The sequence below is a fragment of the Hydrogenophaga taeniospiralis CCUG 15921 genome (assembly GCF_001592305.1).
Taxonomy (GTDB): domain Bacteria; phylum Pseudomonadota; class Gammaproteobacteria; order Burkholderiales; family Burkholderiaceae_C; genus Hydrogenophaga; species Hydrogenophaga taeniospiralis.
Map to the genome: position 1 here is coordinate 35,618 of NZ_BCWR01000006.1, position 21,163 is coordinate 56,780.

Genomic DNA, 21,163 nt, shown 5'->3' on the forward strand with positions numbered 1-21,163 from the left:
CGCCAGAACACGGCCCGGTTCAGGGCTTGTTCTGGGCAGGCACCAGCCGCGTGGCCAGCCAGATCAGCGCCCCACCGGCAGCAGCCGCTTGGACAAGACCACGAGCACCAGAACCGGCAGGCCCATCAAGGTCGTCAGCATGAAGAACCCGGGGTAGCCCAGCGCGTCCACCATGCCACCCGAATAGCCGCCCAGCGTCTTGGGCAGCAGGGTCATGAGCGAGCTGAAGATGGCGTACTGCACGGCGGTGAAGGACACGCTGGTCAGGCTGGAGAGGAAGGCCACGAACGCGGCACTGGCGAAACCGGCGGCTAGGTTGTCGGCCGCGACCACGGCGTACATCAGCTGCACGTCGTGCCCGGCAAACGCCAAGGCCACGAAACCCAGGTTGGTCAGTGCGGCCAGCACCGCGCCCCAGAACAGCGAACGCATCACGCCAATGCGCGTGGTCAGCAAGCCCCCCACAAAACCGCCGGCAATGGCCACCACCACACCAAAGGTCTTGACCGCGTAGGCGATCTCGGTCTTGGAAAAACCCATGTCCTGGTAGAACACGTTGGAGATCACGCCCAGCACGATGTCCGAAATGCGGTACAGGCCGATCAGCGCCAGCAGCAGCCAGGCGGTGTGCGCGCCATAGCGGCGAAAAAAGTCCAGCACCGGCAACACCCAGGTCTCGCGTGCCTGTTCCCGGCTGGCCAGGCCCGCGTGCACCATCAAGGCGCCCACGCCGAAGGCCGACGCCAGCGCAGCCCCCATGCGCAAGGCCTCCACCAACAGACCCAACAAGGGGCCAGGCTCGGCCGGCGACAGCCATTGCCCCCAGGACCAGAACACCCCCACAAAGCCCAGCACCGCGCAGAGAAACACCGCCAGCAGGCGCGCGTGCGCCCCCGAAGGCTGGGGTTCGCGCTCGGCAACCACGGGCTCGCGGATCAGCAGCGTGGTCAGCACCCCCACGCCCATGGCCAGGGCCATCACCAGATAGGCCTGCTGCCAGGCGGCGTACACATAGGCCTCGCGCGCCGAGCCCCAGTGCGAGGCCAGAAACAGCGCGCCCGCGCCCGCCACGATCATGCCGATCCGGTAACCCGCGATGTAGGCCGAGGACAGCACGCCCTGCCGCTCGGGCGGAGCCACCTCGATGCGGTAGGCGTCGATCACGATGTCCTGCGTGGCCGACATGAAGCCCAGCAGCACCGCGAACAGCGCCATGGCGGTCAGGCTGGTGGGGCCGCTGGCCGGATCCGTGCTGGCCATGCCGACGATGGCCACGATCACGCCCAGCTGCGCGAGCAACAGGTAGGCGCGGCGCCGGCCCAGCCAGCGCGTCAGCAGGGGCAGCGGCATGCGGTCCACCAGCGGCGCCCAGATGAACTTGAACGAATAGCCCAGCGCCGCCCAGCTGAAGAAGGTGACCGCCGCGCGCTCCACCCCGGCCTCCACCAGCCACAGCGAGAGCGAGGAAAAGATCAGCAGGATCGGCAGGCCGGCGGCAAAACCCAGGAACAGCATGGTCAACACACGCCGGTCCCACAGGGAGCGCAAGGTGTCGCGCCAGGGCGGGCGGGAAGGCGGCCTTCCCTGGCCGGCGTCAGGGGCGTTGGGGGAAGCGTTCGCGACAGCGCTGGGTGTGGGTTGGGCCATGCCCCCATTGTGCCCATGCGCCAACCGTCCCCCCTATCATGGCGGCATGTGTCTTCTCTGCGATCTCAAGTCCCCCCGCCCTGCCGTTTCCGCACCGCTCCCCGGCCACGGCTGGTCGTCGCGGCGCGCCTTCGTCCTGGCCGCCGCCGCCTCGGCGGCCACCACCACCCTGCCCGTGGCGGCGCAGGTCGACGTGGGCAAACCGTCTTCCCTGCGCAAGCTGGTGCCGGCCGACGAAATCGAGGGCGCGGCCACGCAGCAATACGTGCAGATGATGCGCGAGGCCCAGGGCAAACAGGTGCTGCTGCCCGCCAGCCATCCACAGGTCAAACGCCTGCACACCATCGCGCGGCGCATCATTCCGCACACTGCGGCCTGGAACCCGCGCGCACGCGAATGGAAATGGCAGGTCAACCTGATCCAGAGCCCGCAGATCAACGCCTTTTGCATGCCGGGCGGCAAGATCGGCTTCTACACCGGCATCCTGGACCAACTGGCGCTCAGCGACGACGAAACCGCCATGATCATGGGCCACGAGATGGCCCATGCGCTGCGCGAACACGCGCGCGAGCGCCTGGCCAAGAGCAGCGCCACCGACATCGGCCTGCGCCTGGGCGCCCAGCTGCTGGGGCTGGGCGATCTGGGCAACGTGGCCGCCGGGCTGGGGTCGCAGTTGCTCACGCTGCGGTTCAGCCGCGAGGACGAGTCCGAGGCCGATCTGGTGGGCCTGGAGCTCGCGGCACGCGGCGCCTATCAGCCCCGGGCCAGCGTGAGCCTGTGGCAGAAGATGGCCGCCAAGACGGGCGGCCCGGGCATCGGTTTTCTCTCGACCCACCCCACCGGCCCGAACCGCATTCGCGATCTGGAGGCGAATGTGCCCAAGGTGATGGGCTTGTACGAGCAGGCCCGAAAGGGATAGAGCCCCCACGCTCCACCGCTGCGCGGGTCGCTGCCCCCCGAGGGGGCTGGGCCTGCCTTGGGGCGGCCCGGCGGCTGGCCCGTCGCCCCCACGCTCGGCCACTGCGCGGGTCTCGTGGCGTCGCGCGCAGCGCGGCAGGGGTGATTCAATCAGCGCACGTAGGGATTGTGGCGTCGCTCTTCGCCGAACGTGCTCTCCGGCCCGTGCCCGGGGATGAACACGGTGTCGTCGCCCATGGGCCAGAGGCGCTGCTGGATGCTGCTGATCAGCTGGGCGTGGTTGCCCTGCGGGAAGTCGGTGCGCCCGATGCTGCCGGCGAACAGCACGTCGCCCACGAACGCGCGCTTGGCCTCGGGCGAATGGAACACCACGTGCCCCGGCGTGTGGCCCGGGCAATGGCGCACGTTGAGCGTGCTGTTGCCGATCTGCACCGTGTCGCCGTCGGCCAGCCAGCGCGTGGGCGTGAAGGGGCCGGCGGGCGGGAAACCGAACATCTGGCTTTGTTGCGGCAGGCCGTCGATCCAGAACTGGTCGCCCGGGTGCGGGCCGATGACGGGCAGCGCCAGGCGCCGGGCCAGCTCGGCCGTGCCACCGGCGTGGTCGATGTGGGCGTGGGTGAGCCAGATCGCCTTGAGCGTGACGCCCAGGCGCCGGGCTTCGGATTCGATGCGGTCCAGGTCGCCGCCGGGGTCGATGACGGCGGCGTCCAGCGTCTCGTCGCACCAGACGATGGAGCAGTTTTGCGCAAACGCGGTGACGGGAACGGTGAGGTACTTCAACATGGGCATGGGCCAGAGGGTGGCCCGGATTATCGTTGGCCCGGCGCCTCGGCCGCCCCGCTGCGGTCCCGCGCAGCCGCCTCGCTCAGCGCGTAGGCGGGCAGGGCCAGCGCCAGCGGCAACAGGTAGTAGGTGGCGCGGTAGGCCAGCACCGTGGCGAGCACCTCGGCCACCGGCAGGCGGCCGCCCAGCATGGCCACGAACACCGCTTCCAGCACACCCAGGCCCGCCGGCACATGCGTCAGCACGCCGGCCAGCGCCGCCAGCAGCAGGGCCCCGAGCACGGTGGGGTAGTCGATGCGGCCACCGAACAGACTCCACACCGTGGCGCCGATCAGCAGCCAGCTCGCGCCACCCGCCACCAGTTGCCACACGGCCAGGGGAGCGCTGGCCAGTGTGATCGACTGGCCGCGCCAGGCCAGCCGGTGCGGGCGCGCGAAGCGGCACAGCACCGGGTAAGCCAGCGCCGCCAGCACCATCGCCAGCCCGATGGCGCGCAGGGCCGGGTCCGGCAGCGCCCAGCCCTCGCTCAGGCGGGGCGGCGCCCACAGCAGCACCGCGCCGCCCACCCAGAGGTAGCCCAGCCAGTTCGTCGCCATGCTGTGCGCGATGATCTGCGCCACGGTCGACGCGGACAGGCCCCAGCGCGTGTACAGGCGCAGCCGCAGGGCGAAGCCGCCCACCAGCGAACCGGCGTTGAGGTTGAAGGCGTAGCAGATCGCGGCGGTGCCGAGGGTTCGCCGCGGCGACAACCGGTGGCCGGTAAGCCTGCGCCCGATCAGGTCGAAACTGGCGTACAGGCCATGGCTGAGCAGCGCCAGACCGGCCGCCGCCGCCAGCCGACCGGGCGGCATCTGCTGCAGCGCCTGCCACACCGCGGGCCAGTCCACCGTGCGGGCCTGCCGCACCACGAGTGCGAGCACCAGCACCGCCAGTGCCCATGGGGCCACGCGCTTGAACCACGACCAGGCGGTGCGGGCCCAGGGACTCATGGAGCGTCGGCCCGCAGGGGAACGACCCGCGGCGCTCGCGCAGGCTTGAGCAGCGCCCAGGTCGGGTAGCGGCGCAGGACGTGGAACACCACCAGGCTGCGCAGCGCGATCCAGGCCGAGCGCAGTGGCCCCGGCGTCGGCAGCCGCACACGCTGGCACCCGTGCCGCAGCAGGTGTTCCAGGCGCCGGCCCAGATGCCGGGCGAACGCGCCGTCGCGCACCACCACGTTGGCCTCCAGGTTCAGGCTGAGGCTGGTCGGGTCGAGGTTGCTCGATCCGACGGTGGCCCACTGGCCATCGACCACCGCCACCTTGGCGTGCAGCGGGCGCTCGCCGTACTCGTAGACATGCACCCCGGCGCGCATCAGATAACCGTACAGCAGCGCCGAGGCTTTTTGCACCCAGGGCTGGTCGGGCCAGCCCTGCAGGATCAGGTCGACCCGCACGCCGCGCCGCGCCGCGTGGCGCAGGTCGCGCAGGAACCGGTAGCCGGGAAAGAAATAGGCGTTGGCGATCAGCACGCGGTCGCGCGCGCTGCGCACCGCGGCGCGGTAGTGGCGCTCGATGTCGGTGCGGTGGTCGCGGTTGTCGCGCGTGACGAAGGCGGCCACGGCTCCGTCGCCGTCGCCTTCGTCATCCGGCTCGCCACCCCAGGTGCGGATGGCGCGCCAGCGCTGCAGCCACACGCGGCGCGCGGGTTGGGGTGCGTCCAGGTTGGCGCGGCAGAAAGCCTGGATCTGGCCCACCAGCGGGCCCTCGATCTCGACCGCGTAGTCCTGCTTGGCCAGCGGCCCGAACTCGGCCAGGTGGTCCAGTGCGTAATTGATGCCGCCGACAAAGGCCCGCCGGCCGTCCACCACCACCAGCTTGTGGTGCATGCGCCGCAGCATGTTGATGCGCGCGCCAAGCAGGATCCGGGCCGGCTCGAAGCTGCGCAGCCGCACGCCCGCGTCGAGCAGCGGCTGCGTGAACGACGGTGACAGGTCGGGCGAGCCCCAGCCATCGACCAGCACGTGCACCACGGCGCCACGCCCAGCCGCGCGCAGCAGCGCCTGCTGCAGCTCGCGCCCGACCTTGTCGTCGAACAGGATGAAGGTTTCGAGCAGCACCTCGTGCTCGGCCGCGGCGATGGCGTCGAACACGCGCGGGAAGTAGGCCTCGCCGTTCTCCAGCAGCGTGATGCGGTTGCCCGGCACCCAGTGCGAGTTCATGGTGCCTCCTGCAGGTCGATGCCGGCGGCCAGCGGCGCGTGGTCGGACAGCCGGGACCAGGGCCGCAGCGGCAGCGGCAGCGGCCGGGCCGCGGCCACGCCACGCACGTAGATGCGGTCGAGCCGCAGCAGCGGAAAGCCGGCCGGAAAGCTGCGTGCGTGCGCCCCCTGGTGGTGGCGGAACACCTCGGTGAGCCCGCAGCCGCCCAGGCTGGCGTCGGCGCGGGAACGCCAGTCGTTGAAGTCACCGGCCACGAGCAGCGGCGCGTCGGCCGGCACCTCGCGCCGCACCGTCTCGCACAGGCGCGCCAGTTGGTGGCGCCGGTGCGACTCCCTCAGCCCCAGGTGCACGCACATCACCTGCAGATCGGGCAGGCCGTCGGGCATGGCCAGCACGCAGTGCAGCAGGCCGCGCGGCTCCACGCCGGGCAGCGAGATGTCGTGGTTGGCGCTGTGCAGCACCGGGAAGCGGGAGAGCACCGCGTTGCCGTGGTCCAGGCCCTCGGCCACCGCGTTGCGCCCGTAGGCATGATCGGACCAGATCTGGTCGGCCAGGAACTCGTACTGCGCGCTCTCGGCCCCCGAACCGCCTTCGACCTCCTGCAGGAACACGAGGTCGCTGCCCACCGCGCGCACCGCCTCGCGCAGGCCGTGCAGCACGGAGCGGCGGTTGAAGGCGCTGTAGCCCTTGTGGATGTTGACGGTCAGCACACGCAGGAAGCGGGAAGACGGAAGGATGCTCATGGGTTCGCGTCGGCTGCGGGCAGCGCGCTGGGGATGCGCGGGGCCAACGGTTGGCCCCAACGCGGGTGTTGGCTTGAAGACACAGCCATGCTCCTGGGTTGAATGGGGGCGGCCTCGGACGGACCGGGCAGCGTTCCATCTTGGCCCGTCGTTCACCACATGACTGTGCGTCATCGCACAGACGTTTTGAGGCCCGCAGACCACGCTTGCACCCATCCCTGCGCCATGAAATCCACCACCCCACACCGGCATTCCCAGCACCCGCGGCCCGCCCTGCGGTGCGGGCCGCGCACGCCGGCCGCAAAAGCGGCGCGGCGGGTCTGACCATGTCCGCGCAACCCAGCCCCCTGGCCGGGCAGCTCGCGGGCGCCGAAACGCTGATCGACGTGGCGGCGCTCACCGCCGCCTATTACGATCTGCGACCCCACCCCTCGGAGCCGGCTCAGCGCGTGGTCTTTGGCACCTCGGGGCACCGCGGTTCGGCGCTGGACGGCAGCTTCAACGAATGGCACGTGCTGGCCATCACGCAGGCCATCTGCCAGGAGCGCAAGGCGCACGGCGTCACCGGGCCGCTGTACCTGGGCGTCGACACCCACGCCCTGTCGGCCCCGGCCTGCGCCAGCGCGCTGGAGGTGCTGGCGGCCAATGGGGTGCACACCCTGCTGGCCACGCACGACGAGCCCACGCCCACACCCGCCGTGTCGCACGCCATCCTGGCGCACAACCGCCAGCGCCAGGGCCCGCCGGGCGAAGCCCTGGCCGACGGCATCGTCATCACGCCATCGCACAACTCGCCGCGCAATGGCGGGCTGAAGTACAACCCACCCCACGGCGGGCCGGCCGGCCCGGCCATCACGGCGCGCATCGAAGACACGGCCAACCGCCTGCTCGAACGCGAACTCGGCGGCGTGCACCGCATGAGCCACGCCCAGGCGTTGCGCGCCGCCACCACCCACCGCCACGACTTCCTGCACGCCTATGTGAACGGCCTGGCCAGCGTGATCGACATGGAGGCCATCCGCGAGGCCCGGGTCCGCATCGGGGTGGACCCGCTGGGCGGCGCGGGGGTGCACTACTGGGCCGCCATCGCCGAGCGCCACGGGCTCGACCTGCAGGTGATCAGCGACGCGGTGGACCCCACCTTCGGCTTCGTGCCGCTGGACGCCGACGGCTGCCTGCGCATGGACCCGTCGTCACCCTGGACGCTGCGCCGCCTCATCGACCTGCGCCAGCGCTTCGACATCGCCTTCGCCTGCGACGCCGACCACGACCGCCACGGCATCGTCACGCCCGGCGCGGGCCTGCTGCCGGCCAGCCACTACCAGCCGGTGGCGATCGACTACCTGTTCCGGCTGCGCCCGCGCTGGGGCCAGCACACCGGCATCGGCAAGACCGTCGTCAGCACGCAGCTGATCGACCGCCTGGCCACCCGGCTGCACCGCCCGCTCTACGAGGTGCCGGTGGGGTTCAAGTGGTACGCGCCGGGCCTGCTGGAGGGCACGCTCGGCTTTGCCGGCGAAGACAGCGGGGGCGCGAGTTTTCTGCGCGGCGATGGCCAGGTGTGGACCACCGACAAGGACGGCATCACCGCCGCCCTGCTCGCCGCCGAGATCACCGCACGCACCGGCCAGGATCCGGGCGCCCACTACCTCGCGCTGGCGAACGAGCTGGGCCAGCCGCAGAGCGAGCGGGTGCAGGCGCCGGCCACGCCCGTGCAGAAAGCCCGGCTGGCCGGGTTGTCGGCACACGACGTGAAGGCCCACACGCTCGCGGGCGAACGCATCGAGCGCATCACCACCCACGCCCCGGGCAACCGCGCGGCCATCGGTGGCCTCAAGGTCAACACCGCCAGCGGCTGGTTCGTGGCCCGCCCGTCCGGCACCGAGGACATCTACCGGATCTGCGCCGAAAGCTTCGCCGGCCCGCAACACCTGCAGCGCCTGCTGGAAGAGGCGCAGGCGCTGGTGGATGCGGTGCTGGCGGCCGACGAGGCCTGAGTGCCCCTCCCTGTGGCGGGCGGTACACAGCCCCCGGCGATTCACGGCAACGTCACACAAGCGTCCGATCATGCAGCCTGTCCCTGGAACCGCCGTGGAACACCATGCTGAACAAAACCGACAAAGGCCGGGCTGAAGTGCAGCCCGGCGCACGCACGCTGGGCCAGCGCGAACGCGCCGTGCTGCTGATGACCGATGGCCAGCGCTCCACCGACGAACTGAACCAGCTGTTTGGCGGGCTGGGCCGTCCCATCGTGGCGCAGCTGCTGGCCCAGGGCTACATCGCCGAGGTGCGCACGACAGCGCGCACCGCTCCGCCCGAACGCCAGGTCTCGGCCGACAGTTTTTCCGGGCCGCGCTCCCTGGCCAGCGCGCGCATGTTCCTGTTTGATCTGAGCGAGCGCATGTTCACCCCACGCGACCCCCAGCTGGCACTGCGTCACCGCGAGGCCCTGCGGGAGGCGAAAGACGTGGACACCATGCTGGCGGTCAGCCGGCGCATGCTGCTCGACATCGAGCGCATGGCGGGGACCGAGCGGGCCGACGCCATCAGCGAACGACTGGCCAAGCTGCTGCCAGAGTCGGCCCTGGCGTAGGGGAACACCCCCGCCGCGCTGCGCACGACCCCCTCAAGGGGGCGACACCAGCCGTCCGGCAAAGCCGGCCCGGCGGTGTCCTGGGCTGGGCCACTTCATGCGTCCGGGTCACACTTGGAGGCGGGGGCGGGCACCCCCGCCATGCTCACAGGTCGAGGTCGTACTCGATGGTGATGGGGGCGTGGTCGCTGAACTTCTCGCCTTTGTAGATCGCCTCCGAGCGCGCCAGCGCCGCCAGCGCCGGGGTGGCGAGGTGGTAGTCCAGCCGCCACCCCACGTTGTTGGCGTAGGCCTGGCCCCGGTTGCTCCACCATGTGTAGCAGGTGTCGGTGGTGTCGGGCTGCAGGCGCCGGTACACGTCGACCATGCCGCCGTCGTTCAGCAGCCGGGTCATCCAGGCGCGCTCTTCGGGTAGGAAGCCGCTGTTCTTCTGGTTGCTGCGCCAGTTCTTCAGGTCGGCGTTCTGGTGCGCGATGTTGACGTCGCTGCAGACGATGAAGTCGCGCTGGCCCTTGAGCGCCATCAGGTGCGGGTAGATCAGGTCGAGAAAGCGGTATTTGGCTTCCTGCCGTTCGGGGCCGGAGGAGCCGCTGGGAAAGTACACGCTGATGATGGAGCGCTTGGCACGGGGGGTGTCGAAGCGCAGTTCCACATAGCGGCCCTCGGCGTCGAACTCGCCGCCATCGAACCCGATGACGACCTCGCTCGGTTCGTGCCGGGTGTACACCGCCACGCCGGAGTAGCCCTTCTTCTCGGCGAAATGGAAATGCCCCTTGAGACCGGCGATGGCTTCGAAGCGCCCGCTCACGTCGGGCGCCTGGGCCTTGACTTCCTGCACGCAAATACAATCGGGGGCGTGCCCGGCGAGCCAGGCCTCCAGCCCTTTGGTGCTGGCGGAGCGGATGCCGTTGAGGTTGAGGCTGGTCAGTTTGAACAAGGAATTCCCCATGGTGTTGGAAACAGGCCCGGCGGCGACCGGTGCCGACAGTGGCGCGCTGGCGCAGGACTTCGTGCAGTTCTGCGTGGACTCAGGCGTGTTGCGCTTTGGCGAATTCAAGACCAAAGCCGGGCGGCTCTCGCCCTATTTCTTCAATGCCGGCCTGTTCGACGACGGCGCCAAGCTCGGCCGGCTCGCGCAATTCTATGCAAAAGCCCTGCTCGACAGCGGCCTCGAATTCGACATGATTTTCGGCCCGGCCTACAAGGGCATTCCGCTGGGCGCGGCGGTCGCCATCGAGCTCGCGCGACTCGGACGCAACGTGCCGTTCGCCTACAACCGCAAGGAAGCGAAAGACCACGGCGAAGGGGGTTCGCTGGTGGGCGCGCCGCTCCGGGGCCGGGTGCTGATCGTGGACGACGTGATGAGCGCCGGCACCGCCGCACGCGAGTCGATCGCGCTGATCCAGGCGGCTGGGGCCACGCCCCACGCGGTGGTGATCGCGCTGGACCGCCAGGAAAAAGCCACCGAAGCCGGCCCGGACGGCACCGTGCGTGACGTGGACCACAGTGCGGTGCAATACGTGCAACAACAACTCGGCCTGCAGGTCTGCGCCATTGCGAGGCTGGCCGATTTGCTGCAGTATCTGGCCACACACACCGGTGGGGGGCTTGGGGCTCATCACGAGCGCGTGCTGGCCTACCGCCAGCGCTACGGTGTGGCTTGAGGACGACGTGTTTTCCCCGACCCCCTCCCCGCTTCACCGCCAACGCCTGATCCGTGCCGGTCTGCCCTGGCTGGCCGGCGTCGTCGTGTCGGCGAGCGCCCTGGCGCAATCGTCCAATCCGGGTGGCATCTACACCTGCATCGACAGCAAAGGGCGGCGCCACACCTCGGACCGTCCCATCATCGAGTGCCTGGACCGCGAGCAGCGTGAGCTGGACGGAACCGGCCTGGTGCGCCGCGTGTTGCCGCCGAGCTACACCGCCGAAGAACGGGCCCGGATGGCCGAACAGCGCAGGGCCGAGGACGAACAGCGCGCGCGCATGGCCGAAGAACGGCGCCGTGACCGCGCCCTGGTGATCCGCTACCCCAACCAGGCCTTGCACGACAAGGCGCGCGCCGAGGCGCTGGCCCAGATCGACGAGGTCGTGGGCGCGGTGCACAAGCGCGAACAGGCGCTGGAACAGCAGCGCAAGGACATCCGGGCCGAGCTGGAGTTCTACCAGAACGATCCGAGCAAAGCGCCGGTGGCGCTGCAGCGCAAGGTCGAGGACAACACCCAGCAGATGCAGGTGCAGAAACGTTTCCTGGAAGAGCAGGCCCAGGAGAAGAAGCGCATCAACGCGCGCTTCGACGAAGAGCTGGCCAAACTGCGCCAGCTCTGGGGCGGCAACGCCGCGGCCAGCAGCGGCGCGGTGCCGCAACGCTGACGCAGCGCGCCAGCGCCACGGCACGGTCTTATTGCAGCTTCTGACGCAGCAGGTCGTTGACCTGCTGGGGGTTGGCCTTGCCCTTGCTGGCCTTCATGACCTGGCCGACCAGGGCGTTGAACGCCTTGTCCTTGCCGGCCCGGAACTGGGCCACGTTGTCGGCATTGGCGGCCATCACCTCGTCGATGATTTTTTCCAGCGCGCCGGCGTCGTTCATCTGCTTGAGGCCCAGAGAGTCGATCATTTCAGCCACACTGGTAGTTGGATTTCCGAACTGTGTGACGGGGTCTAGTGAGCTGGCCTGGCCGACCTGTGCCGGATGCTGCCATAGGTGATCAAAAAGCTGCTTTGCTCCGCCATTGTTGATCGTGCCAGAGACGATATTCGTAATGATTTCGCCAAGCTGCTTAGGGCTTACAGGCGCATGATCGATGCCGATCTCGCCGGCATTCAGCCGACGCGACATCTCCCCCATGATCCAGTTGCTCACCAGTTTCGGCTGGCCGCAAGCCTTGGCCGCGGTTTCGAAGTAGGCCGCCATCGCCGGGCTTTGTGTCAGCGTGGTGGCGTCGTACTCGGGCAGCGCATAGTCGCGCACGAAGCGCTCGGCCATCTGGCGCGGCAGCTCGGGCATGCCGGCCTTCACCTGCTCCACCCAGTCGCGTGCGATCACCAGCGGAGGCAGATCCGGGTCGGGGAAATAGCGGTAGTCGGCCGCGTCTTCCTTGGTGCGCATGGCGCGCGTCTCACCGGTGTCGGGGTCGAACAGCACGGTGGCCTGCTGGATGGCGTGGCCGTCCTCGATCTGCTCGATCTGCCAGCGCACTTCGTAGTCGATCGCCTGCTGCATGAACTTGAACGAGTTCAGGTTCTTGATCTCGCGGCGCGTGCCCAGCGGATCGCCGGGCTTGCGCACCGAGACGTTGGCGTCGCAGCGGAAGCTGCCTTCCTGCATGTTGCCGTCGCAGACGCCGATCCAGGTCACGATCTTGTGCAGCTCTTTCGCGTAAGCCACGGCCTCGGCGCTGGAGCGCATGTCGGGCTCGGTCACGATCTCCAGCAGCGGCGTGCCGGCGCGGTTCAGGTCGATGCCGCTCATGCCGTGGAACTCTTCGTGCAGGCTCTTGCCGGCGTCTTCTTCCAGGTGCGCGCGCACCAGGCGCACGGTCTTCTTCTCGTCACCGAGGAAGAAGCTCACCTCGCCGCCCTGCACCACCGGGATCTCGAACTGGCTGATCTGGTAGCCCTTGGGCAGGTCGGGGTAGAAGTAGTTCTTGCGCGCGAACACGCTCTGCTCGGCGATGTGCGAACCCAGCGCGAGGCCCAGACGGATAGCGTGCTCGACCGCGCCGCGGTTCATCACCGGGAGCGTGCCCGGCAGGGCCAGATCCACCGCGCAGGCCTGCGTGTTGGGTTCGGCGCCGAAGGCCGTGGGCGCGCGGCTGAAGATCTTGGACTGCGTGGCGAGCTGGGCGTGGGTCTCGAAGCCGATCACGACCTCGTAGCCTCGCACCAGCAGGGACGCTTCTTTTTTGACTTGTTGGTTCATTCCAGAAAACCTCTTTCAATCCGCAAGGTTCATGCGCGAAGTGTCTACGTCGAGAGTCACCGCGGAACTGGCTTGGCCAGGCCGCTGGTGACGCCTCCTTGAGGAGGTGACGCCGAAGGCGGCGCGGGGGTGGTTAAAGCGCAGGTGCGCGCTCATGCCAGTCGGTGGCCTGCTGGAAGGCGTGCGCGGTCTGCAGCAGCTCGCCTTCCTTGAAGTAGTTGCCCACCAGTTGCAGACCCACCGGCATGTGGGCCGCGCCGAAACCGGCCGGCACGCTCATGCCAGGCAGGCCGGCCAGCGAGGTGGACAGGGTGTAGATGTCGGCCAGGTAGTTGGCGACCGGGTCGTCGCTCTTCTCGCCGATCTTCCAGGCCACCGTGGGCGCCACCGGGCCGGCGATCACGTCGCACTGGGTGAAAGCGCTCTGGAAGTCCTGCGCGATCAGGCGGCGGATCTGTTGTGCCTTCAGGTAATACGCGTCGTAGTAGCCATGGCTCAGCACATAGGTACCGATCATGATGCGGCGCTGCGCCTCGGGCCCGAAACCTTCGCTGCGCGACTTCTTGTACATGTCGGTCAGGTCGTCGAACTTGGCCGCGCGGTGACCGAACTTCACGCCGTCGAAACGGCTGAGGTTGGACGATGCTTCGGCCGGCGCAATGATGTAGTAGACCGGGATGGAGAGTTCGGTGCGCGGCAGCGAGATGTCCACCAGCGTGGCGCCCAACTTTTCATATTCGGCCAGGGCGGCTCGCACGGCAGTCAGCACGTCGGGCGCACAGCCTTCGCCAAAGAACTCTTTCGGCAAGCCGATGCGCAGGCCCTTGAGCGGCTGAGCAGCGCTGGCACCCTCGCGCGGCTGGCCCAGCAGGCGCGTGTAGTCCTCGGCAGGGTGGTCGAGGCTGGTGGAATCGCGGTCGATGTCGGGGCCGGCCATCGCCGTCAGCAGCGTGGCGCAGTCGGCGGCGCTGCGCGCCATCGGGCCGGCCTGGTCTAGGCTGGAGGCGAAGGCCACCATGCCGTAGCGCGAGCAGCGGCCATAGGTGGGCTTGATGCCGGTGATGCCGGTGAAGCTCGCGGGCTGGCGGATCGAACCGCCGGTGTCGGTGCCGGTGGCGGCGGGCACCAAGCGCGCGGCCACGGCGGCGGCCGAGCCGCCCGAGGAACCACCCGGCACACGCGCCGTGTCCCAGGGGTTGTGCACCGGCGCGTAGGCCGAGTTGTCGTTGCCCGAGCCCATGGCGAACTCGTCGCAGTTGAGCTTGCCCAGGGTCACGGCGCCGGCCTGGGCCAGGTTGGCCACCACGGTGGCGTCGAACGGGCTCTGGTAACCGGCCAGCATCTTGCTGCCGGCGGTGGTGGGGAAGCCCTGGGTGACGAAGATGTCCTTGTGCGCCAGCGGCACGCCGAGCAGCGGTCCGCGTTCGCCGGTGGCCACGCGGGCGTCGGCGGCCTTGGCCTGCGCCAGGGTGAGGTCTTCGTTGAAGGCGAGGTAGGCGCCCAGGCTCTGGTGCTGCTTCGCCCGGGCGAGCAGGGCCTGCACGGCTTCGACAGAAGAGGTCTTTCCGTCGGCAATGGTGGTGGCCAGTTCGGCCACGCCCATTTCGTGAATCTGCTTGGAGCTCATTCGATCACCTTGGGCACGAGGAACAGGCCGCGCTCAACGGCAGGGGCGCTCTTCTGGTTGGCTTCGCGGTTGTTGGGTTCGCTGGCCACGTCGGGGCGCAGGCGCAGGCTCACGTGGTCGATCACGGCCGTGGGGTGGGCCAAGGGCTCCACGCCGGTGGTGTCCACGGCATTCATCTGCTCGACGATGTCGAAAAAGCCGTTGAGCTGGCTGAGCATGCGCTCGCTCTGCGGTTCGGACAGCTCCAGGCGCGCCAGATTGGCGATGCGCCCGATGTCGGACAGGGTCAGGGACATGGCTGGACTCGGTTCCGGTGTAAGAAAAAAGAAGCCCGCTCAACCGCGCCCAAAGAGCACCGAAACGGGGTGTAAAGTGAAGATTTGCCCCCTGGAAGCGTGCAGTTATGCACAGGGGATGCGGTATTATCCAAGGTTTAACGGCAATTCCTGCTCCGAAACGGTTTTTGTCGCTGAATCAAAGACTTAACACCCGACCTCCCCGTTTAGAACCAGGCGATGGCCGCACGAAGCTGCTGCCATGCCCCACAGGATTTTTGCACCATGTTTGAAGCTTTTCGTCGGCAGTTTTCGACCGACCTCGCCATTGACCTCGGCACCGCCAACACCCTGATTTACGTCCGAGGCAAAGGGATCGTTCTTGACGAGCCCTCGGTGGTCTCGATCCGCCACGAAGGCGGCCCCCAGGGCAAAAAAACCATCCAGGCGGTGGGCCACGAAGCCAAGGCCATGCTGGGCAAGGTGCCCGGCAACATCGAGGCGATCCGCCCGATGAAAGACGGCGTGATCGCCGACTTCACCGTCACCGAGCAGATGCTCAAGCAGTTCATCAAGATGGTGCACCCGCGCTCGATGTTCAAGCCGAGCCCGCGCATCATCATCTGCGTGCCCTGCGGCTCCACCCAGGTCGAGCGCCGTGCCATCCGCGAGTCGGCCCTGGGCGCCGGCGCGTCCGAGGTGTACCTGATCGAGGAACCCATGGCCGCGGCCATCGGCGCTGGCCTGCCGGTGTCCGACGCCTCGGGCTCCATGGTGGTGGACATCGGCGGCGGCACGACCGAAGTCGGCGTCATCAGCCTGGGCGGCATGGTCTACAAAGGCAGCGTGCGCGTGGGCGGTGACCGTTTTGACGACGCGATCATTGCCTACATCCGCCGCAACTACGGCATGCTGATCGGCGAACCCACCGCCGAAGCGATCAAGAAGAACATCGGCTCGGCCTTCCCCGGCTCCGAAGTCAAGGAAATGGAAGTCAAGGGCCGCAACCTCTCCGAAGGCGTGCCGCGCAGCTTCACGATTTCCAGCAACGAGATCCTCGAAGCCCTGACCGACCCGCTGAACAACATCGTTTCGGCCGTCAAGATGGCGCTGGAACACACGCCGCCCGAGCTGGGCGCCGACATCGCCGAACGCGGCATGATGCTCACCGGCGGCGGCGCGCTGCTGCGCGACCTGGACCGCCTGCTGGCCGAAGAAACCGGCCTGCCGGTGCTGGTGGCCGAGGAGCCGCTGACCTGCGTGGTGCGCGGCTGCGGCATGGCCCTGGAGCGCATGGAGCGCCTGGGCACCATCTTCACCAGCGAATAAGCCCCCCGCCGATTTTCGGCCCCACCCCGACACCCGCCAGCCCACCCCGCCATGCCACTGGGCACCCTGGACCGCACGCCGCCCCCCTTTTTCAAGCAGGGGCCGTCGGCCATGTCCAAGCTCATGGTGTTCAGCGCGGTGGCGCTGTTCCTGATGGTGGCCGACCTGCGTTTCCGGGTCGCGGTGCCGGTGCGTGCGGCCATGGCGACCGCCCTCTACCCGGTGCAGTGGCTGGTGCTGCAACCGGTGCAGGCGGTGGGCATGGCCGGGGGCTATTTCACGTCGCTGCACCGGGCACAACAAAGCGAAGCCGAGGCGCTCCAGCGGCTGGCGGCCCAGGCCGGCAACGCGCTGCAACTGGACCAGCTCCAACTGGAAAACCAGCGCCTGCGCGAACTGCTGGCCATGCGCGAACGCCTCAACGCCCAGGCCACGGGCGCCCAGGTGCTGTACGACGCGGCCGATCCGTACTCGCGCAAGGTCGTGATCGACCGCGGCCAGACCCACGGCATCGAGGCCGGTTCGCCGGTGATCGACGAGAGCGGTGTGCTCGGGCAGGTCACGCGCGTCTACCCGCTGCTGTCCGAGGTCACGCTGCTGACCGACCGGGACCAGGCCATCCCCGTGCTCAACACACGCACCAGCGTGCGTGACGTGGCGTTCGGCCAACCGTCGTCAGACGGCGATGGCCTGGAGCTGCGCTACACCCTGGCCAACGCCGACATCCAGGAAGGCGACCTGCTGACCACCAGCGGCGTGGACGGGGTGTACCCGCCGGGTCTGCCGGTGGCGCGGGTGGCGCGGGTGGAAAAGCGCGCCGAATCGTCCTTTGCCCGGGTGGTGTGCACGCCGCTGGCCCGCACGCAGGGCACGTTGCATGTGCTGGTGCTGTCACCGGCGGCGCACACGCTGCCGCCCGCACCACCCCCACAGGAGCCGGCCGGCCGACCACGCCGCAGCGGGCAGCTCGACATGCCCGGCGGCAGGAGCGCAGCGCCATGATCATGCGTCCCGGCCAGCAACTGCTGCTGCCCGCCAACCCGGCGTTCATCTGGTTCAGCCTGCTCGGCGCGCTGATGCTCAACATGCTGATGAACATCGGCCTGTGGGGGCGCGAGGCCTGGATGCCCGATCTGCTGGTCGTGGCGCTGGTGTTCTGGAGCGTGCACCAGCCCCTGCGCATCGGGGTGGGCGTGGCGTTCGCCTTCGGTCTGGCCATGGACGTGCACCAGGGCGCCCTGCTTGGCCAGCACGCGCTGGCCTACACCGTGCTGGGTTATTTCGCCATCTTCATGCACCGGCGCCTGCTGTGGTTCGGGGTGCCGACGCAGGCGGTGCAGGTGCTGCCGCTGTTCCTGTGTGCGCATGTGCTGGTGCTGCTGGTGCGCCTGGCCTCGGGCGGCACGTTTCCGGGCTGGCCGGTGTTCCTGGCCCCGTTCATCGAAGCCGCGCTCTGGCCCGTGGCCAGTGTGCTGTTGCTCGCGCCGCAGCGCCGCGCGCCGAACCCTGACGACAACCGGCCGCTCTAGATGGAACACCCCCGCGCCGCCTTCGGCGTCACCCCCTCAAGGGGGCGATGCGAGTGGCCCGGCAAAGCCGGTTCCACCGCATCCTTGCGCGAGGCATCCCGTGCCGGAGAGGGCTCGCCTGCATGACCGAGATCCGTAACGTCGAGGCCGACCTGGCGCAGTTCCGCACCCGCGTGCTGGTGGCCGGGCTGGCGGTGGTGTTCGCGTTCGGGCTGGTGGCCGCGCGCATGGTCTACCTGCAGGTGACGCGCCACGACGATCTGCTGGCCCAGGCCGAGAGCAACCGCACGGCGGTGCTGCCGGTGGTGCCCAACCGGGGCCAGATCGTGGATCGCCACGGCCGCGTGCTGGCCACCAACTTCTCGGCCTACACCCTGGAGATCACCCCTTCCCAGGTGGACGATCTGGATGCCACCATCGAAGCCTTGTCCGGTCTGGTGGAGATCCAGCCGCGCGACAAGCGCCGCTTTCGCAAGCTGCTGGAAGAGTCGCGGCGGTTCGACTCGCTGCCCATCCGCACCCGGCTGAGTGACGAGGAGGTGGCCCGTTTCACGGTGCAGCGCTACCGCTTTCCCGGCGTGGAGGTGCGCGCGCGACTGCTGCGCCAGTACCCGAACGGCGAAATCGCCAGCCACGTGATCGGCTACATCGGGCGCATCAACCAGCGGGAAAAGGAGTCCATCGAAGACTGGCCCGAGGAAGAACAGGCCAACTACCGGGGCACCGAACACATTGGCAAGCTGGGCGCCGAACAGAGCTACGAACGCGAACTGCACGGCATCACGGGCTTCGAACGGGTGGAAACCTCGGCCGGGGGGCGCGCCGTGCGCTCACTGGCCAACATCCCCGCCACCCCGGGCAACACCCTGGTGCTGTCGATCGACATCCAGTTGCAGAAACTGGTCGAGGACATGTTCGGCGAGCGCCGGGGTGCGCTGGTGGCGATCGATCCGCGCAATGGCGAGGTGCTCGCCTTCGTGAGCAAACCGACCTTCGACCCCAACCTGTTCGTCGAAGGCATCGACACCGACAACTGGAAGCTGCTCAACGAGTCGCTGGAAAAGCCCCTGCTCAACCGCGCACTGCGGGGCACCTACCCACCGGGCTCGACCTACAAGCCCTTCATGGCGCTGGCCGCGCTGGAGACCGGCAAGCGCAGCGCCGAAACCGTGATCAACGACCCGGGCTACTGGATGTTCGGCAACCACCGCTTCCGCAGCCACGGCGACGGCGGCCTGGGCGCGGTGGACATGTACCGCAGCATCGTGAAGTCCAGCAACGTCTACTACTACTCGCTGGCCAACGAGATGGGCGTGGACGCCATGCACGACTTCATGCAGCCACTGGGCTTTGGCCAGATCACCGGGCTGGATCTGCGCGGCGAAGTGCGCGGCGTGCTGCCCAGCCAGGCCTGGAAACGTAACAACTACAAGCGGCCCGAACAGCAGCGCTGGTACGCGGGTGAAACCATCTCGCTGGGCATCGGCCAGGGCTACAACAACTTCACCATGCTGCAGCTCGCCCACGCCATGGCCACCCTGGCCAATGGCGGCACCAAACACACGCCCCATGTGGCGCTGGCGATCGAAAACGTGCTGACGCGCGAACGCAGCCTGCTGTCGCCCCAGGAGACCGTGAACCTGGGCTACAAGCCCGAGAACGTGCGCACCGTGCTGCACGCCATGCAGGGCGTGACCACCGAAGGCACCTCGACGCGGGTGTTCGCGGGCGCCGGCTACGCCAGCGGCGGCAAGACCGGCACCGCCCAGGCGGTGACGATCGGGCAGAAAGACCGCTACGACGCGCGCAAGCTTGAAGAGCACCAGCGCGACCACGCGCTCTACATCGCCTTCGCCCCTGTGGACAACCCGCGCGTGGCGATCGCCGCGGTGGTGGAAAACGCCGGCTTCGGTGCCGCCCACGCCGCCCCCATCGCGCGGCGCGTGTTCGACTACCTGCTGCTCGACCAGTACCCCAACCCGCAGGATCTGGCGGCGGTGCAACGCGGCGAGGCCAGCGCCCCCATCGGCACGCCGCTCAAGGCCAGCGCGATGCCATGGCCGCCAACACCACTGGCGTCACCGGCCACGGCCCCATAACGGCCCACAACGGCCCGCCGGCCAGACTCTGGTGAGTGAGTCGTGGGTAGCAGCCAGGCGCCCGTTTCTGGCTCTAAATAGCAACAAAAAGTATTCGAATCGCTGATCTTGCCATCGGCTGCGATACGATCCTGACCGGCGTCGCCATGACGCCGCACAGCCGTCGCACGACGGTTTCGATGCAGGGTTTGCAGGGAGGACATCGATGAAACATCCAGGCTTGGGCGCGCGCGCACGGGCGCTCGATCCACGGGCACGTGCAGCGGGCCCGTGGGCTCGCCGTCATCCCATCGCGCCAACAGGAGGCGACGCAGATCGCACCACGGCACACCCCTTGGGCGCCGATCTTCGGAACATGGCGCCCTGCCCGACCCACACCCATCCATACACACAGATGCGCGCGCCGGTGAAGGCATGCGTCTGAACCCTGTTCTGTCGAACATCACACACATCCACACACCACATCAGGAGGACTCACATGGACCACCCACTCACCCGGGCACCCCACCACCACCCCATGCACCGACGGCAATGGGCTCGCCTGGCGCTGGCCGGTGCAACAGCACTGGCGCTGAGCGCTTGTGGCGGGGGCAGCGGCGGTGATGACGGGGGATCTTCGAACAACCTGCGCGAGGCCTTCGACAAGCTGGAGCCGGGCATGCTCAAGGAAGATGTGATCGCTTTGGTGGGACGGGCACCGGATCACGACAGTGCCGACAAATACGGTGGTTCGCTTGGGTGGCGGGCCGGATCGGAATGGCTTGACGTGGAATTGAGCATCCAACAAGGCGAGACGATTCCCATCATCACCTCGGCACGCTGGGACAGCGGCACGACCTCGGAAACGCGGCTCTACGTTTAAAGGGGCGTCTCATGTTGAAAACTCTGCTGACCCTTTGGGCGCTGATCGGAACGACATCGGCGACTGCGCAGTGGGCGGTCTATGACGACAAGGTCAAGGAGCAACTTGTCTACATCAATACAGTTGCCTCCATTGGGGACAAAAAGCTCTCTGAGTTCGACAAACAGGCGATCCTGAGCGAAAAATTCGAAACCAAGGCACCCGCCGACCCCACCAAGTACATCGGCACCGTCGCCGACTGTGGCGACCCGAAGCTCAACGCCCACCACCACAACGCCTGCCTGGGCCTGCGCAACCTGCGCCTCAAGACCCTGGAGCAGACCGAGGCCATCCTGGTCAAGATCGACGCACGGCGCACCGAGCTCAAGAACCTGATCGCTGAAGCCAAGAAAGCCAAGGACAAGGCGGGTGTTCTCCAGCGCTACGAGTTCGAACTGCAGGGCCTGCAAGCCCACATGCAGAACGACGCCATGCAGCTCCAGGCCCTGCGCGACGGCTACCAGCAGCGCGAGAAGATGTACGAGATGCAGATGGCCGAGGCGCGCCGGGCCACCGACACCCGCCCGCCCAATGGCGCGGTCAGTTTCGGGGCGGTGCCCTTCGTCAAGCCCCCCAAGAACTGGTGAGGGACCGGCCCGA

At 68.3% G+C, this 21,163-nt stretch carries 20 protein-coding genes; 11 read left to right on the forward strand and 9 right to left on the reverse strand.

All coding sequences use genetic code 11. From position 1 onward, the window contains the following. Positions 1 to 63: 63 nt before the first annotated feature. Positions 64 to 1,647, reverse strand: a complete 1,584-nt coding sequence (locus HTA01S_RS09200; protein ID WP_084235980.1) for an AmpG family muropeptide MFS transporter — start codon at positions 1,645 to 1,647, stop codon at positions 64 to 66. Positions 1,648 to 1,693: 46 nt separating this feature from the next. On the opposite strand from HTA01S_RS09200, the gene HTA01S_RS09205 reads away from it, so the two are divergent. Then, entirely contained in the window at positions 1,694 to 2,566 is an 873-nt protein-coding gene (locus HTA01S_RS09205; RefSeq protein ID WP_068169792.1) for a M48 family metallopeptidase, read from the forward strand. Positions 2,567 to 2,715: 149 nt separating this feature from the next. Here HTA01S_RS09205 and HTA01S_RS09210 read toward each other — a convergent pair whose 3' ends face one another. Genes HTA01S_RS09210 through HTA01S_RS09225 form a run of 4 tightly spaced genes read right to left on the reverse strand, consistent with a single transcriptional unit; the run spans position 2,716 to position 6,285 of the window. Then, positions 2,716 to 3,348 (reverse strand): MBL fold metallo-hydrolase, encoded by a 633-nt coding sequence (locus HTA01S_RS09210; protein ID WP_068170723.1) that lies wholly within the window; start codon positions 3,346 to 3,348, stop codon positions 2,716 to 2,718. A 26-nt stretch (positions 3,349 to 3,374) separates the two neighbouring features. After that, complete coding sequence (locus HTA01S_RS09215; protein WP_084235981.1) at positions 3,375 to 4,337, reverse strand: lysylphosphatidylglycerol synthase domain-containing protein; 963 nt, start codon at positions 4,335 to 4,337, stop codon at positions 3,375 to 3,377. Then, a complete protein-coding gene (clsB, locus tag HTA01S_RS09220; protein WP_068169794.1) occupies positions 4,334 to 5,548 on the reverse strand; it encodes a cardiolipin synthase ClsB in 1,215 nt (404 codons plus the stop codon). The genes HTA01S_RS09215 and clsB overlap by 4 nt, the downstream gene beginning before the upstream one ends. Next, positions 5,545 to 6,285 (reverse strand): endonuclease/exonuclease/phosphatase family protein, encoded by a 741-nt coding sequence (locus HTA01S_RS09225; RefSeq protein WP_407656102.1) that lies wholly within the window; start codon positions 6,283 to 6,285, stop codon positions 5,545 to 5,547. Before HTA01S_RS09225 ends, clsB begins: the two co-directional genes overlap by 4 nt. Before the next feature lie 332 nt (positions 6,286 to 6,617). Here HTA01S_RS09225 and pgm point away from each other — a divergent pair, with 332 nt between their 5' ends. Together pgm and HTA01S_RS09235 are read left to right on the forward strand one after the other, a co-directional pair. Beyond that, positions 6,618 to 8,288: a phosphoglucomutase (alpha-D-glucose-1,6-bisphosphate-dependent) gene (pgm, locus tag HTA01S_RS09230; protein ID WP_068170729.1), complete on the forward strand. Its 1,671-nt coding sequence runs from the start codon at positions 6,618 to 6,620 to the stop codon at positions 8,286 to 8,288. A gap of 104 nt (positions 8,289 to 8,392) precedes the next feature. Next, positions 8,393 to 8,884: a hypothetical protein gene (locus tag HTA01S_RS09235; protein ID WP_068169802.1), complete on the forward strand. Its 492-nt coding sequence runs from the start codon at positions 8,393 to 8,395 to the stop codon at positions 8,882 to 8,884. 145 nt (positions 8,885 to 9,029) lie between these two features. Here the strand turns inward: HTA01S_RS09235 and HTA01S_RS09240 are convergent, their stop codons facing one another. Beyond that, positions 9,030 to 9,821 (reverse strand): exodeoxyribonuclease III, encoded by a 792-nt coding sequence (locus tag HTA01S_RS09240; RefSeq protein WP_068170732.1) that lies wholly within the window; start codon positions 9,819 to 9,821, stop codon positions 9,030 to 9,032. A gap of 10 nt (positions 9,822 to 9,831) precedes the next feature. Between HTA01S_RS09240 and pyrE the strand changes: the two genes are divergently transcribed. Further along, the gene (gene pyrE, locus HTA01S_RS09245) at positions 9,832 to 10,548 is read left to right on the forward strand and encodes an orotate phosphoribosyltransferase (RefSeq protein WP_068169804.1); all 717 of its coding nucleotides are present in this window, start codon (positions 9,832 to 9,834) and stop codon (positions 10,546 to 10,548) included. A 7-nt stretch (positions 10,549 to 10,555) separates the two neighbouring features. Next, entirely contained in the window at positions 10,556 to 11,254 is a 699-nt protein-coding gene (locus HTA01S_RS09250; RefSeq protein ID WP_245638045.1) for a DUF4124 domain-containing protein, read from the forward strand. A 28-nt stretch (positions 11,255 to 11,282) separates the two neighbouring features. Here HTA01S_RS09250 and gatB read toward each other — a convergent pair whose 3' ends face one another. The 3 genes from gatB to gatC form a co-directional block, all read right to left on the reverse strand. Continuing rightward, positions 11,283 to 12,803: an Asp-tRNA(Asn)/Glu-tRNA(Gln) amidotransferase subunit GatB gene (gene gatB / locus HTA01S_RS09255; protein ID WP_068169806.1), complete on the reverse strand. Its 1,521-nt coding sequence runs from the start codon at positions 12,801 to 12,803 to the stop codon at positions 11,283 to 11,285. Positions 12,804 to 12,936: 133 nt separating this feature from the next. After that, positions 12,937 to 14,430 (reverse strand): Asp-tRNA(Asn)/Glu-tRNA(Gln) amidotransferase subunit GatA, encoded by a 1,494-nt coding sequence (gatA, locus tag HTA01S_RS09260; RefSeq protein ID WP_068169809.1) that lies wholly within the window; start codon positions 14,428 to 14,430, stop codon positions 12,937 to 12,939. After that, complete coding sequence (gene gatC / locus HTA01S_RS09265) at positions 14,427 to 14,726, reverse strand: Asp-tRNA(Asn)/Glu-tRNA(Gln) amidotransferase subunit GatC (protein ID WP_068169812.1); 300 nt, start codon at positions 14,724 to 14,726, stop codon at positions 14,427 to 14,429. The genes gatA and gatC overlap by 4 nt, the downstream gene beginning before the upstream one ends. 264 nt (positions 14,727 to 14,990) lie before the next feature. Between gatC and HTA01S_RS09270 the strand changes: the two genes are divergently transcribed. The 6 genes from HTA01S_RS09270 (at position 14,991) to HTA01S_RS09295 (ending at position 21,150) form a co-directional block, all read left to right on the forward strand. Further along, a complete protein-coding gene (locus HTA01S_RS09270; RefSeq protein WP_068169816.1) occupies positions 14,991 to 16,034 on the forward strand; it encodes a rod shape-determining protein in 1,044 nt (347 codons plus the stop codon). A 51-nt stretch (positions 16,035 to 16,085) separates the two neighbouring features. Continuing rightward, the gene (gene mreC, locus HTA01S_RS09275) at positions 16,086 to 17,036 is read left to right on the forward strand and encodes a rod shape-determining protein MreC (protein ID WP_068169818.1); all 951 of its coding nucleotides are present in this window, start codon (positions 16,086 to 16,088) and stop codon (positions 17,034 to 17,036) included. Next, complete coding sequence (mreD, locus tag HTA01S_RS09280) at positions 17,033 to 17,563, forward strand: rod shape-determining protein MreD (RefSeq protein ID WP_068169821.1); 531 nt, start codon at positions 17,033 to 17,035, stop codon at positions 17,561 to 17,563. The genes mreC and mreD overlap by 4 nt, the downstream gene beginning before the upstream one ends. 122 nt (positions 17,564 to 17,685) lie before the next feature. Beyond that, the gene (mrdA, locus tag HTA01S_RS09285) at positions 17,686 to 19,662 is read left to right on the forward strand and encodes a penicillin-binding protein 2 (RefSeq protein WP_068169824.1); all 1,977 of its coding nucleotides are present in this window, start codon (positions 17,686 to 17,688) and stop codon (positions 19,660 to 19,662) included. 478 nt (positions 19,663 to 20,140) lie between these two features. Further along, positions 20,141 to 20,524, forward strand: coding sequence for a hypothetical protein (locus HTA01S_RS09290; RefSeq protein WP_068169827.1), 384 nt, complete (start codon positions 20,141 to 20,143; stop codon positions 20,522 to 20,524). Positions 20,525 to 20,535: 11 nt separating this feature from the next. Next, positions 20,536 to 21,150 carry a type IV secretion system protein gene (locus tag HTA01S_RS09295; RefSeq protein WP_068169830.1) on the forward strand — a complete coding sequence of 205 codons (615 nt, stop codon included), beginning with the start codon at positions 20,536 to 20,538 and terminating at the stop codon, positions 21,148 to 21,150. The last annotated feature ends 13 nt before the right edge of the window (positions 21,151 to 21,163 follow it).

Bases quoted from the DNA above. Each gene is read 5' to 3' on its own strand.
- HTA01S_RS09290 (WP_068169827.1), top strand. From the start codon at position 20,141: ATGGACCACCCACTCACCCGGGCACCCCACCACCACCCCATGCACCGA.
- mreD (WP_068169821.1), top strand. From the start codon at position 17,033: ATGATCATGCGTCCCGGCCAGCAACTGCTGCTGCCCGCCAACCCGGCG.
- mreC (WP_068169818.1), top strand. From the start codon at position 16,086: ATGCCACTGGGCACCCTGGACCGCACGCCGCCCCCCTTTTTCAAGCAG.
- HTA01S_RS09215 (WP_084235981.1), bottom strand. From the start codon at position 4,337: ATGAGTCCCTGGGCCCGCACCGCCTGGTCGTGGTTCAAGCGCGTGGCC.
- HTA01S_RS09210 (WP_068170723.1), bottom strand. From the start codon at position 3,348: ATGTTGAAGTACCTCACCGTTCCCGTCACCGCGTTTGCGCAAAACTGC.
- mrdA (WP_068169824.1), top strand. From the start codon at position 17,686: ATGACCGAGATCCGTAACGTCGAGGCCGACCTGGCGCAGTTCCGCACC.
- HTA01S_RS09235 (WP_068169802.1), top strand. From the start codon at position 8,393: ATGCTGAACAAAACCGACAAAGGCCGGGCTGAAGTGCAGCCCGGCGCA.
- HTA01S_RS09270 (WP_068169816.1), top strand. From the start codon at position 14,991: ATGTTTGAAGCTTTTCGTCGGCAGTTTTCGACCGACCTCGCCATTGAC.
- pyrE (WP_068169804.1), top strand. From the start codon at position 9,832: ATGGTGTTGGAAACAGGCCCGGCGGCGACCGGTGCCGACAGTGGCGCG.
- gatC (WP_068169812.1), bottom strand. From the start codon at position 14,726: ATGTCCCTGACCCTGTCCGACATCGGGCGCATCGCCAATCTGGCGCGC.
- HTA01S_RS09205 (WP_068169792.1), top strand. From the start codon at position 1,694: ATGTGTCTTCTCTGCGATCTCAAGTCCCCCCGCCCTGCCGTTTCCGCA.
- gatB (WP_068169806.1), bottom strand. From the start codon at position 12,803: ATGAACCAACAAGTCAAAAAAGAAGCGTCCCTGCTGGTGCGAGGCTAC.
- pgm (WP_068170729.1), top strand. From the start codon at position 6,618: ATGTCCGCGCAACCCAGCCCCCTGGCCGGGCAGCTCGCGGGCGCCGAA.
- clsB (WP_068169794.1), bottom strand. From the start codon at position 5,548: ATGAACTCGCACTGGGTGCCGGGCAACCGCATCACGCTGCTGGAGAAC.
- HTA01S_RS09295 (WP_068169830.1), top strand. From the start codon at position 20,536: ATGTTGAAAACTCTGCTGACCCTTTGGGCGCTGATCGGAACGACATCG.
- gatA (WP_068169809.1), bottom strand. From the start codon at position 14,430: ATGAGCTCCAAGCAGATTCACGAAATGGGCGTGGCCGAACTGGCCACC.
- HTA01S_RS09200 (WP_084235980.1), bottom strand. From the start codon at position 1,647: ATGGCCCAACCCACACCCAGCGCTGTCGCGAACGCTTCCCCCAACGCC.